This window comes from Actinomyces sp., assembly GCF_030524025.1.
Classification (GTDB): Bacteria; Actinomycetota; Actinomycetes; order Actinomycetales; family Actinomycetaceae; genus Actinomyces.
This window is the reverse complement of record NZ_JAUNHI010000008.1, coordinates 36,421-49,096: the sequence shown is the minus strand read 5'-3', so window position 1 is coordinate 49,096 and position 12,676 is coordinate 36,421. Positions and strand designations below refer to the sequence as shown.

Sequence of the window (12,676 nt, the reverse complement as noted above, 5' to 3'; positions counted from 1 at the left end):
CGGCCGCCACCTTGCGACTCCGTCTCTCGGTTTCGATCTCGAGGTGTCAGATGTCCCGATCTCGCGAGATGGCGGTCCTCGTCGGCCGCCATGGGGTCTGCGGTGCGAACTCGGCGTCGGGGCACCAAGAAGGGCGAGGACCTCGTTGTCCTCGCCCTGATGTGCAGTGGCCTGATGGCCGTCGCGGGTGGTCCCGCGGGTGTACCGCCTCGGGCGGTTGCCGTATCGCTCAGGTATCGCTCGGGTATCGCTCGGGTGTCAGCGCTGCTTGTTCGCAGCGGCGGCCTCGCGGGCGAGCTCGCGCTGACGGGCGTCGGCGGCACTGACGGCTAGGTTGATGTCGATGAACATGTCGGTTCCTTTCGGTTGGGTTCCCCGGAGGACTCTCCCGCCGGGTGTCGACTGGCCAGGAGCCGGCCGGCGCCCACCAACCTAACGATCGGTCAGTTGTGGGTCCAGGCTTGCGCTTAGGCGGTGTGTCACGTTTGCTGCAACGACCTGAAATGACGTGGGGCGTGTGCGAGACGCCTCAGGGTCAAGGCCGCTTGACATGACGACTCATGTCAAGCACACTAGACATGTCAAGGGCGCCTGACATGGCGAGGTGGTTGTGGGAGGCCCGGCGGCCGCCCGGACCTGTCGCGTCATCCGGCTCGCCGTTCGACTTCTCATCGTGCAGTACCCATCCCAGGAGGGCGCCATGTCCCTCGAGTTCGTCCTCGGCGTCGTCGCCGGCCTTGCCGTTGCAGTCGTCGTCATTGTCGTCATCACAGCTATCGCCCGCCGACGCCTCCGCCGTGCCCTGTCGGCCCACCCACTGGACAACGAGGCGCTTCTGAGGGCGATTACCGCCGAGTAGAGCGTCGTCACCGTGACCGCCGGGGCCTGTACGGTAGGGGCCGTCATGTGCGCGTCCAGCGCCGTGCTCCATCTTTTCTCGGACGGCGCCCTCATCGGGCTCGCAGTCGTGGAGGTGGCCAGCCTGATGGTTCTCAGTGTCCGTTCCGCCCGCTTGGCCGAGCTCGGCCGGGCGGCCGAAGGGCGTGGGCTCGACCTGCCCGGCGGGAGCTGGGGGAGATTCCTCGTCAAGGGGCGTGTGTGAACAACGATGTGCGGGAGCTGAGGGAAGCCCGCGGCCTCACCCAGGCGCAGCTCGGTGAGGCCGTGGGCGTCTCGCGTCAGTCCATCAACTCCATCGAGAAGGGCAAGTACGACCCCTCTCTGCCCCTGGCCATCGCCATTGCCCGTTATTTCGACACGACGGTCGAGGAGATCTTCCATATCTGACAACCGCAGGTCCTCTGTACCGTCCGAGACTTCCGGCGCGGGGCGGGCCGTCTCCGGAGACGAGCGCCGCCGCTGCAAGGCCCGTATCCAGCAGACATGGGTCGTGGTCTGGTCGGTGGTCGCTGTCGCCGCCCTCGCCTACGTGCCGTTCGTCCCGTCGAGCTGACCGGACAGTCGCCGTGGTCTCGTGGTCGGCTTCGCCGTCGGGGCGCTGACAACGGCGGTGGCCATGGCGGTCGCCGTCTGGCGGGCGCGCCGGGGGCATGACAATGCGACGGCCCGGTCAAGGTGGTTGCGGTGGTCGGGATGTTCGTCATGATCGCGGTGCAGCTGGGGACCAAGGCCCACTATCTGCGCACGATGTGAGCTCTCGTCCCGGGAAAGGTCGGCTCCCCCGGAACGGCACCGCTCATGCCACCAGGTGGTGGCGGCCGTGCGCCAGCAGGATCGGCCCGGCCGCCGCACCCGCCTGGCCGGGAAGCACGACCCGGGCGTGCGCCCCCACCGGCACGACCACCTCGAGGTCCAGCCGACCGGCATCGTCGAGCGACCACGATGATGCCGCCCAGCCGTGGGGGGTGCGATGCACCGACTCGGCGCTGCGCAGCCCGCCGCCGGGTCGGGGTGCGACCTCAATGAGGTCGTAGCCGGGCTCGGCGGGAGTCAGGCCTCCGACCGTCCGCTCCAGCCAGGCCGAGACAGCGCCCAAGGCGTAGTGGTTGAAGCTGGTCATCCCGCCGGGATTGACCGAGCCGTCGGGCAGCATCGAGTCCCAGCGCTCCCACGTCGTGGTCGCCCCCATGGTCACGGCGTAGAGCCACGACGGGCAGGAGGTCTCCATGAGCAGCCGGTAGGCGTCTTCGGCGTGACCGGTGGCTGACAGGGCCTCGGTGAGCACGGGCGTGCCGGCGAAGCCCGTCGACACGTTGCCTCCGGAGCGCTCGACGAGCTCGGCCAGACGCCTGCCGGCGACCGCGCGGCGCTCGGCGTCGCCGCACAGGTCGAAGACGATGGCCAGCGCGTAGGCCGTCTGGGTGTCGGAGGTCATCCTTCCTGCGGAGTCGGTGAAACGCGCGCGAAAGCCCTCGCCGACGGCATCGGCGAGGCTCGCGTAGTGCTCGGCGTCCTCAGCCCTGCCCAGCTCGGCGGCCCACAGTGAGACGATCCGGGCCGAGCGGGCGAAGAAGGCGGTGGCCACGAGGTAGGGGTCGGTCATGGCCTGGAGGGGGTTGTCCGGCGGTGCCGAGGGGTCGAGCCAGTCGCCGAGCTGGAGGCCGGAGTCCCACACGTGGTCCTCCGCCGCCAGGGAGTCCACCAGATCCACCCAGGCGCGGGCCGAGTCGTACTGCTGCTCCAGCAGGCCCCGGTCCCCTGTGGCCTGGAACAGTTCCCAGGGCACCATGGTGGCGGCGTCGCCCCACACGGCGGCGGGCTTGGGCGGGGTCCAGAAGCCGCCGGGGATGACTGGGACGTACCAGGGCACAGTGCCGTGCTCCTCCTGCTCGATGGACAGGTCCTCGAGCCATGAGCCCAGCAGGCCGGTGCAGGCGTAGTGGAAGGCGGCGGTCGGCGCGAACGCCTGGATGTCGCCGGTCCAGCCCAGGCGTTCGTCGCGCTGCGGGCAGTCGGTGGGCAGGGCGACGAAGTTGTCCCGCATCGACCAGCGCGAGTTCTCGTGCAGGCGGGTGACCCGCTCGTCCGAGCACGTGAAGGCTCCTAGCCGCTCCATGGCGGTGTGGACGACGACGGCACGCACCGCGCCCGCCTCGATCGCCTCGCGCGCGGCCTGGGCGCCGCCTGGCCAGCCGGTGACGTCGGCGTAGCGGAAGCCGTGGATGGTGAAGGCCGGCTCCCACTCCTCGACCCCCTCGCCCGCCAGCGTGTAGGTGTCCGTGGCGGCGGCCTCACGCAGCGGGCGCGTGCACAGCTGCGCGTCCTGGAGGATCTCGGCGTGGCGCAGAGTGATCGTCGTGCCCCTGGGGCCCGAGACCGTGATCCGCAGTCGACCGGCGATGTTCTGGCCGAAGTCGACGAGCACCCGCTCGGGGGCCGTCTCGGTCTCGCCGCCGCCCAGACGGAGGACCTGGCGGTCCAGCACGGTGACCTCCACCGGCTCGAGAGTCTCCATGGCGCGTACCGGCGCGTCAGTGGGCATGACCAGACGGTCGGCATCGCTGGTGTGGACCCGCACCGGTTGCCAGGTGGAGTCGTCGAAGCCGGGGGTCGACCAGCCCGGGGCCCTGAGGCGTGCGTCGACACGCTCGCCCTCGTACAGGCCGGTGAACAGGATCTCGCCGGCCCCGGCCCGCCACGTCGGACCGGTGGACACCGTCGAGCGTGAGCCGTCGGCGTGGGTGAGCTCGAGCTGGATGATCGCGGCGACATCGTCACCGTAGAGGTTACGGTATCCGCCGTCGAAGCCGATGTGCCCGCGGTACCAGCCGTCAGCGAGCTGGGCGCCCAGGGCGTGGGTACCTACGCCGTCGCCGTTGGGAGACGAGGACAGGAGCGTCTCGGTCACGTCGTAGGCGCGCGCCACCAGCCGCTTGCCGTAGACGGTCCAGCCGGGGACGAGCTCATCGGTGCCGATGCGCAGGCCGTCGAGCTCGGCGCGGATGAGGCCGTGGGCGCTGATGTAGGCGCGGGCGGCCACGACCGGGGTCTTGACCGTGAGCTCGCCGCGCACGAGCGGCGGGCGCCGGTCGGAGTCGGGGTTCTCGGGCCAGGCGGGCCCCACGGGCAGGGCCTGCCAGTCCTCGGCGGAGAGCAGGCCGGTCTCGTAGACGACCGGCTCCGACCAGGCGGATGTCGAGACGGTGGCGCTGCTGCCGTCGGCAGACGGCGTGCGGGGGGCGGCCGTGGCCGTCAGGGGCGCGGCCCCGGCCGTGGCGCCGACGGCCGGACCCGTGGTTGCGCAGGAGGAGGGTCCGGGTGAGTCGGATCCCGATGGGGAGGCCCCGGAGGTTGAGGCGTTGGTCCGTACGACCCCGGTGACGCGCACCCGCAGGCTGACGCGCTCCCTCGAACCCAGGGGAGCGGCGGGCCAGGCGGTCAGGATGCCGTCCGCCCTCGGCAGGCGCAGGACCTCGGGCTCGCCGAGGGCGGTGCCGTCCAGGCAGGTCCGGGTGATCTCGAGCTCGGCGTCGGTGGGTGCCCACTGGGCTGGGGCGCTGGCGACCTCCCAGCTCAAGCGAGGACTCGGTGCGGCACCGCCCAGCACGTCGCCGGGCAGGTGGCGCTCCAGGCGCAGATGGCTCGGGGCGGCCAAGCGTCCCACCGGGTCGGGCAGGGCGGCGGCGGTGATAGGTGGTTCCGGGATGGTCGGACGGGCGTGGGGCAGGGGGGACAAGGCAACCTCTCTCCCTATTGAAACGTATCAATTCTAGAGGGGCTCGGCCTCTTGGTCGATCGTTTCGGCGGCTGCGCCGCGGCCCCTGCTCGCCATCGCTGGAGAGCCGATCGTGCGTACGACCTTCTCCAGGGCGTCGCGCACCTCTTCCATTCCTGGGACGAAGCCGTACACGGTTGCCGCAGCCGGTGCCATCGACACGGGGGCGTCGAGCTCACGGCGCAGCAGCTTGGCAAGCGTGACGGCCGGGTCCTGGGCGTACATCGGGTGCCCTGCCGAGCTCACGGCGGTGACCGCCCGCTGCCAGGCGTCGGTGTCGGCCATGAGGCCGCGGACCGTCGCGACGGTCCCGGGCCTCCCCAACACGTCCTCGGGCACGCGCACTGTGCGCTCGTGCACGCCGTGCTCGACGGTCTCGGGCTCCACGCCGGGCAGGATGATCCGCGCCGTTGCGCCGACCGGCACCTGTACGCGCAGACCGAGGTCCTGCCCGCTCAGTTCCCAGGCGGCGCTCGCCGTGCCCAGCGGCAGGCGGCGTGTGACGCCCGCGGAGCCGAACCCGTGGCCGAACCGCGGTTCGACTCTCAGGGCCCGTCCGCCGGGCGCGACCAGCTCGAGCCCGGCCAGCTCGGTCATGAGCCACTGGGTGACCGCGCCCAGGGCGTAGTGGTTGAAGCTCGTCATCTCCCCGGGATTGATGGTCCCGTCCGGAAGCATGGAGTCCCAACGCTCCCAGATGGTCGTGGCGCCCATCTCCACCGGGTACAGCCATGAGGGGCACCCCCTCTCCAGCAGGAGGCGGGAGGCGGTGGCGCCCTGGCCGCCCTTGACCAGGGCGGTGGGGACCAGTGGTGTGCCCACGAAGCCCGTCGAGATGCGGAAGGCCCGACTGTGCGCCAGGTCGGCCAGGCGGGCCCCGGCGCCCGCTACCCGTCGCGGCGTGTCGAGCAGGTCCCAGGCCAAGGCCTGGGCGTAGACCGTGGCGCAGTCGGAGACGATCAGGCCGTCGACGGTGACGTAGGCGTCCAGGTAGGCGCGGCGCACGCCGGCGGCCAGCTTCTCGTAGTGCCGGGCCCGCTCGGGCCGTCCCAGGGCGGCGTAGGCACGCGCGGTGATCTCGGCGCTGCGGGCGAAGTAGGCGGTGGCCACGACGTCGGGGTCGGCCTTGGCGTCGGCCGGGTCCTGGGGTGGAGCGTCGGGGTCGAGCCAGTCGCCGAACTGGAAGCCACCACGCCACAGAAGCCGCGGTCCGGCTGCCATCTCGACGCCGTCGACGAAGCGGGACATGGCCTCGACGGTGGCGGCCAGAACTCCGGTGTCCCCCGTCGCCTCGTAGACTGCCCAGGGCACCAGGGTGATGGCGTCGCCCCAGGCGCAGGTCAGCTTCGTGTCACCAAGGACGTTGGGGGCCACCACTGGCAGGGAGCCGTCGGGCGCCTGTGCGGCGGCAAGGTCGGCGCACCAGGAGGCCAGGAAGGCTGCCGAGTCATACAGCGTCAGGGCGGTCGGGGCGAAGACGCCGATGTCGCCGGTCCAGCCCAGGCGCTCGTCGCGCTGCGGGCAGTCGGTGGGCACGGTGATGAAGTGTCGACCAGCGCGTGTTCTCCACCAGGCGGCTGACGTCCTCCTGGTCGCAGCTGAACCAGCCCGCGCGCTCCATGCCGGCCGAGACCACGCGGGCGGTGAGGGCCGCGGCCAGGGCCTCGTCGTCGCCGTCGAATCCCTCGACCTCGACGTACCGGAAGCCGTGCTGGGTCAGGGTGGGGGCGAAGACCTCGGGGTGATCAGCGGTGCCGGTACCGGCCAGGGTCACGCGGTCGGTGCACTCGGCGTGGCGCAGGGGACGGGTGCCCAGCTCGCCGTCCTCGAGGACCTCGGCGTGGCGCAAGGTGATGACCCGACCGGCGTCGCCCACGACTGTCAGGCGCATGTGCCCGGTCAGGTTCTGCCCGAGGTCGACGATCCGCCTGCCCGACGGCGTGGTGAGGACCTCGATCGGCTGCAGCTCGCCGACGACGGTGGGCAGGGGCAGCGCGGTCGGAACGAGGTCGGCCTCCGGCAGGGCGAGAACGGCGACGGCGGACTCGGCGTCCTCGGTGCCGAGTGCGGGCAGACGCAGGTCGGTGGACTGGCCGTTGTACAGGTCGTTGGCGGTGACGTTGGAGGGGCGCCAGACCCAGTCGCCGTCCGTGCCGATCGTGGTCGTCCCTTCCGGACCGGTGAGCTCGAGCTGGGCGAGCAGCCACAAGTCGGTGCCGTAGACGCACTCGCGCATCTCCCAGGTCAGGTGGCCGCGGTACCAGCCGTTGCCCAGGACGATGGCGAGCTCATGCTCGCCGGGGCCCAGGGCGGCGGTGACGTCGTGGGTCTGGACCAGGAGGCGGTCGGCGTACTCGGTCCACCCCGGGGCGAGCTCGTCGGTTCCCACCTTGACGCCGTCGATGAAGGCCTCGTAAACACCGGCGGCGGTCAGGTGGAGGCGAGCGGCGGTGGTGCCCGCGGGGACGGTCAGACGGCGCACGAGGACGGGGGCGGGGTCGGTGCGCGCGTTGCCGGGCGCGGTGATCGGGCGCGCGGTCCAGCAGGAGCGCTCCAGCAGACCCGTCTCGACGACGGCGGGGCGGGACCAGGGCGACCAGGTGCCATCAGCCCCAGCCACGCGCACGCGCCAGGACGCTGTCTCACGGCTGGTCAGAGGTGCTCCCGGCCAGGGGATGAACAGCGCGTCGGGTCCTGCCAGGGAATGGGTCTCGGTGACGGTCGGATCGCCGAGGGGGCCGCGGGTGATCTCGACCTCCGCGCGCACCTGTCGCCAGCCTGCGGGGGCGGTGGGCACCTCCCAGGACAGCGTGGGGCTGGCCCCGGTCCCGCCGAGAACGGGCAGGTCGGGGCGGTGGTGGTCGACACGCAGGCGCACGGGTGCCGCCAGCGGGCCCACCGGGTCCGTCGGCGCGGGCGCGGGCGCGCGCAGCAGGTCGGTGGTTCGGGGTGAGCCGTCTCCGAGAGCTGCCGCTGGGGTCGGGGCGGGGGAGGAGGTGGCAGGCGAGGCGGGCGCACGGCTCGGCTGGCCCGACATGAGCGGGTCGGGTGATGCCGGGGTAGGCATGGAGGCGGTGGACCGGGCAGCCGTGGGCGCGGTGGCCAGCGGAGTCTGTCCTGCGGGTGCGGGCGGGAGGCTGTTGGGCGGGGGCATCGGTTCTCCAGATGTGTTGAATCGATTCATATAGTAGTGTGCGACATACTAGGGGGTTGGTCCCACCCGTCAAGAGTCGATCTCGGTCCCGTCCTGCGCGACGTCTGTTGGTGGTCGGGGGTGCACGAGGTCGGCTGCTTCGGCGCGGGTGACGGCGCAGCGATGGGTCTGTCCGGGACCGTGGCGCTGTGCTCCATGATCCGGGGGAGTGCGGCAGGGGCCTCGTCATTCCCCTGGTCAAGGGAGTCACGTGACCCCCGCCTGCCAGTTACGCCGTCCGTCACCCGACTCGACGGCGGCGCCCCGCGCCGCCTCGTGCGCGCCGGGTGTCGCCGTCAGCACCTGCACCCACCGCCCACCACGCCCAGGAGCATGACCACGATGACCGCTACCGCCGCCACGCCCTTCCCCGAGGACTTCCTGTGGGGAGCCGCCACCGCCTCCCACCAGGTCGAGGGAGGCAACACGAACAACGACTGCTGGCTCTATGAGCACGTCCCGAACACCATGTTCGCCGAGTCCTCGGGAGATGCCTGCGACCACTTCACCCGCTACCGCTCCGACATCGCGCTGCTGGCCTCACTGGGCCTGAACTCCTACCGCTTCTCCCTGGAGTGGAGCCGGATCGAGCCGGCCGAGGGCGAGTTCTCCGCGGTGGCCATCGAGCACTACCGCGACATGCTGCGCGCCTGTCACGAGCACGGGTTGACCCCGCTGGTCACCTACCACCACTTCACTTCTCCGGCATGGCTTATCGCCCGTGGCGGCTGGGAGGATGCCAGTACGCCGGACCTGTTCGCCCGCTACTGCCGGGTGGTCACCGATGAGCTCGGCGACTTGTTCGACATCGCCTGCACGATGAACGAGCCCAACCTCTCCGTCCTGCTGGCCGAGATGGGTCTGGCCGAGACCAGCCCGGCCCAGCGCCTGGGCAACCCCACCTGGCAGGGGGCTGCGCGTGCCCTGGGGACGACGGCGGACAAGGTCGCCGGCTTCCAGCTCGCCGCCACCGAGGAGGCGTTCGAGGTCGCGGCGGAGGCGCACCGCCAGGCCAGGCGGGCGATCAAAGAGGTCAGGCCTGAGATGCAGGTCGGCTGGACCCTGGCCAACACCGACTTCCATGCCGCACCCGGCGGCGAGCAGCGGGTGGCGCGCATGAATGAGGACAACAACCTGCGCTACCTGCGCCTCAGCGAGGGCGACGACTTCGTCGGGCTGCAGACCTACAACCGCACGGTGCTGGGTCCCGATGGCCCGGTACCGCCGGAGGACGGCGCGGTGCTCAACCAGGGCGGGGAGGAGATCTGGCCCTGGGCGATCGGGGCGGTGGTGCGCCAGGCGTGGGAGACGGTCAAGGTGCCGATCATCGTCACCGAGAACGGGCTCAACACCGAGGACGACACCCAGCGGGTGGACTTCCTGCGCACCGCGGTCACCGAGGTGGGTCGTGCGATCGCCGACGGCGTGGACGTGCGCGGCTACATGTGCTGGTCGGCGATGGACAACTTCGAGTGGATCTTCGGCTACGGCCCCAAGTTCGGCATCATCGCCGTGGACAGGGTCACCCAGGAGCGCAGGCCCAAGCCCAGTGCTCATGTGCTGGGCGAGATCGCCCGGACGAACGGAGCCGTGCTGTTCTGACCCCGCCCCACCGCGAGATCGGGACATATGACACCTCGAGATCGGGACATATGACACGTGCGGGAACGAGGTCCCGGCGACTCCGTGGATGCACGGGGGCTCCACGGAGTCGCCGACATGACCGGTCGGCAGCCCGATGGGCGGAACAGGGTGCGCGGCGGTGTGGACCCGCCTCGCCCGGCCTCCTCAGCTGCTCCGTGCCAGCAGGCGCACGGGGCCGACCAGCCCGTAGGAGCGCTCGGGCACCTCATGCGGTGTGCTGACACCCTCGTTGAGCATGAGCAGGACGTCGGGAACGCGATCGTAGTAGCCGCGCGCCCTCAAGCGGTTGCTCAGCGAGGAGGACACCCGGACGACCAGCTCGTTGTCCCCTGCTCGCAGCCGCCCGGTTACATCCACGGCCGGAGCGGACGTGTCGAAACCGACCGGCTCCGAGCCGTTGACACTCAGTGAGCCGAGCCCGCCGTTGACGTCCCCCAGGTCGAGGACGAGCCGCCCCTCGGGCACCTCCTCGAGGGTGAGCGTTGTGCGGTACTCGCCGACGCCGGAGACCTCCGGGCCGACGTCGGGCAGATCCTTCCACGGTGCCAGCGCACGTGCGCTGGACTGGAGGCGGGTGACGACGGTGGTCGGCACGACCTCACGGGTCACGTAGCCCAGGCCCCGGTCCTCCTGGACGATCTCGTTGTCGCCTGCGTCCCAGGACTCCACGGCGATCGACCAGTCGGAGAGCTCGGCAACCACTGAGCCGATCTGCGACTGGTGACAGGCTCCCGCCGTCGTGCCGGTCCGGTCGGCCGGCCCCCGCCCGCCGACCGAGCGGTCGAGCGTCACGATCGTGGCCTCACCGGGACGCAGCGTCACCGCGATGACCGTGGCCTCGCCGTCGGACCTGGAGGGGACGGGGCGAATCACGCCGCTCCACTGGTCGAGACGGTAGGCGGCGCCCCGCCCCGGAACGCGCACCTCGACGGTGGTCTCCCGCCCGGTCTCGTACAGGAAGCTGTAGAGGTAGACGTGGATGAGGTCGCCGTCCTCGCGCTCGTAGGTCAGCACGGCGGGGCTTGGCTCGACCAGCTCGTGGTACCCCCGGACCCCCAGGTCGCGCAGCGCCCGGAGCGTGAGGGACTGGTCATCGATCTCGGCGACCGTGGGCAGGGCTCGCAGGTGCGCCATCGTCGTGGCCAGCTCCTCGTCACGCCCATCCAGTCCGGGGGTACGCGAGGCTGGGGCGTCGTGGCGGAGGTACTCGCCGGTCTCGAGGCGTTTGAGCTCGCTGACGCCGTTGACCACCAGTACCCGCAGACCCGCCTCCGCCAGCTCCAGGAGCCGGGCGGCGACGTCGGCGTCGAGAGCCTCCTGGTAGACGATGAGCGCCTGGTAGCCGGGGCCGTCGGGCTGGACGACGCCGTCGCCGAAGGAGACCTCCGGACGCAGCAGGTAGGACCCCTCGAAGAACTCGTAGGTCCATCCGGCGTCCTGCATGCCCAGGTCGGCCCACCAATGGTTCTGGCGGTTCCTCATCCATCTCGTGCCGTAGGCCACCTCGTCGGCGACACGCTCGCCCCGGTCGTCGATGAGCATCATGCCCGAGGAGTTGTCTGTGAAGTGGTCGGTGCGCAGGATGCCGACGTCGATGCGCGGGCGACCCTGCCGCAGGACGTACTGGAGGCGGCCCACCGCCCGTGTCCACAGCGGATAGAACTCCGAGCCGGGCTGACGGGTGTCGAAGCGCTCGGAGAACAGGGGCAGCATGCCCTCGTGACCCGGCCACTCGACAGTGCCCTCGGCCCCGCGCGGGGAGGACCAACCGTGCAGGACGGTCTTGGTGATGCCTGCGGCCAGCTGGGTGTTGATGATCTGGTCGTAGAAGCGGTGGTCGAGCATATGGTTGCGCGTCGTCGCTCCAGTCTCGGAGGAGTACTGCTTGCCCAGCAGGTGAGCGGCTCCGCCCATGAGCCGGTAGGCGTCGATCTGGGAGCCGAACTCCAGGGACTCGTTCTCGATGCCGTCCACCGCGATGCCCGGGCGGGTCAGCTCGAAGGGCAGCCCGTAGGAGATCTCGGCGCGCAGTGACATCCCGTTGGCCCTGAGGAAGTCCCGGAAAGGCAGGAGCATGTTCTCGATGTACAGGTCGGTCAGGGTCTCAACGTAGTCGTGACGGACCTTGGCCACGGCGGTGCGTACGGCGGTGTCCGAGCCCTCGGGCTCGTAGGTGTAGACCGTCGAGACCGCCATGAGCGGTACCCGGCGCACAAGGACGGGTAGCCAGGGGATGATGTCGTAGCCGCGACGGGCGCGGAACTCCTCGGCGACGGTGCGGCCCCAGAACATCCCCGCCTCGCCCGAGAGGTTGAGCTCGAGGGAGTCCATGTACATCTGAGCGCGGGGGTTGGCGGCGATCTGCGCCTTGAGCTCGTCGGTCAGGACGACGTCCCGCCAGTAGGCGATGACAGCATCGACCCCGTCGCGCTCCAGGTAGTTGACCGTGTAGTTGACCGAGGCCGACGGCTTGGCGATCTGGCCCGTGCCGTGCTGCCAGAAGATGAACAGGCGCCAGCGCCGGTCATCCGGTGCGGTCCACTCCAGGGCGCGGTCCTCGCCGCGGCCGGTGACCAGGGGGGACAGGTCCGTCAGGGAGTCGACGTCGAGGAGCCCGGGTGCGTCGCTGCGGTCGGTGACGACCGCGGCGACGACGGCGACGAAACGTTGGCGCTTGCCGGGGATGCGCTCGAGGATGAAGTCCGGGCCGTCGTTCCTCCTGTTGAGGTCGGCCGTGGGCAGTGGGCCCGAACGGGTGCCGTCGACGTCCTCGCAGACCAGGCCGAGCTCTTGGGCCGCGGCGTCGTCGTCGGGGGTGATGGTGGGCAGGTTCGCGTTGGACCAGTTGGTCCCGGAGGTGAAGGAGAAGGACATGCCGCGCTCGGTGGTCTCCCGGGCGACGGTCAGCGAGTCATGGCTCCACTCCTCGCTCCCCCAGCCGTAGCGGGACTCGTCGATGTTGTCCTCGGGCATGGCGAGGAACTCCATGCCGCCGAAGCCCAGCCGGTGCGCCTGGCTGATCTCGTGGCGGATGGTGTCGTCGGTGTGCAGGCCCTCGGCGAGCCACCACCTCTGCTCGGGACGGTACTCGATGGGCGGGTCTTTCACGGCTCGACGCAGGTCGTCGATGCTGGTCATGTGGTTCTCCTGCGAGTCGTAGGTCG

7 protein-coding genes are annotated in these 12,676 nt (G+C 70.7%); 3 read left to right on the top strand and 4 right to left on the bottom strand.

What is annotated here, in order from left to right; translation table 11 throughout:
* Nucleotides 1-673: 673 nt before the first annotated feature.
* Together Q4C85_RS04950 and Q4C85_RS04945 are read left to right on the top strand one after the other, a co-directional pair.
* Nucleotides 674-859, top strand: a complete 186-nt coding sequence (locus Q4C85_RS04950) for a hypothetical protein (RefSeq protein WP_303140238.1) — start codon at nt 674-676, stop codon at nt 857-859.
* Nucleotides 860-1,098: 239 nt separating this feature from the next.
* The gene (locus tag Q4C85_RS04945; protein WP_303140235.1) at nt 1,099-1,287 is read left to right on the top strand and encodes a helix-turn-helix transcriptional regulator; all 189 of its coding nucleotides are present in this window, start codon (nt 1,099-1,101) and stop codon (nt 1,285-1,287) included.
* 409 nt (nt 1,288-1,696) lie between these two features.
* On the opposite strand, the gene Q4C85_RS04940 is transcribed toward Q4C85_RS04945, so the two are convergent.
* The 3 genes from Q4C85_RS04940 to Q4C85_RS04930 are packed head-to-tail and all read right to left on the bottom strand — an operon-like array spanning nt 1,697 to nt 7,742.
* Nucleotides 1,697-4,636: an alpha-L-rhamnosidase gene (locus Q4C85_RS04940; RefSeq protein WP_303140233.1), complete on the bottom strand. Its 2,940-nt coding sequence runs from the start codon at nt 4,634-4,636 to the stop codon at nt 1,697-1,699.
* 33 nt (nt 4,637-4,669) lie between these two features.
* Complete coding sequence (locus tag Q4C85_RS04935; protein ID WP_303140231.1) at nt 4,670-6,211, bottom strand: alpha-L-rhamnosidase C-terminal domain-containing protein; 1,542 nt, start codon at nt 6,209-6,211, stop codon at nt 4,670-4,672.
* Nucleotides 6,123-7,742, bottom strand: a complete 1,620-nt coding sequence (locus Q4C85_RS04930; RefSeq protein ID WP_303140230.1) for a family 78 glycoside hydrolase catalytic domain — start codon at nt 7,740-7,742, stop codon at nt 6,123-6,125. The genes Q4C85_RS04935 and Q4C85_RS04930 overlap by 89 nt, the downstream gene beginning before the upstream one ends.
* Before the next feature lie 459 nt (nt 7,743-8,201).
* Between Q4C85_RS04930 and Q4C85_RS04925 the strand changes: the two genes are divergently transcribed.
* The gene (locus Q4C85_RS04925; protein WP_303140228.1) at nt 8,202-9,470 is read left to right on the top strand and encodes a glycoside hydrolase family 1 protein; all 1,269 of its coding nucleotides are present in this window, start codon (nt 8,202-8,204) and stop codon (nt 9,468-9,470) included.
* A 186-nt stretch (nt 9,471-9,656) separates the two neighbouring features.
* Here the strand turns inward: Q4C85_RS04925 and Q4C85_RS04920 are convergent, their stop codons facing one another.
* On the bottom strand, nt 9,657-12,650 hold the full coding sequence (locus Q4C85_RS04920) for a glycosyl hydrolase (protein WP_303140226.1): 2,994 nt from the start codon (nt 12,648-12,650) through the stop codon (nt 9,657-9,659).
* Nucleotides 12,651-12,676 lie beyond the last annotated feature (26 nt).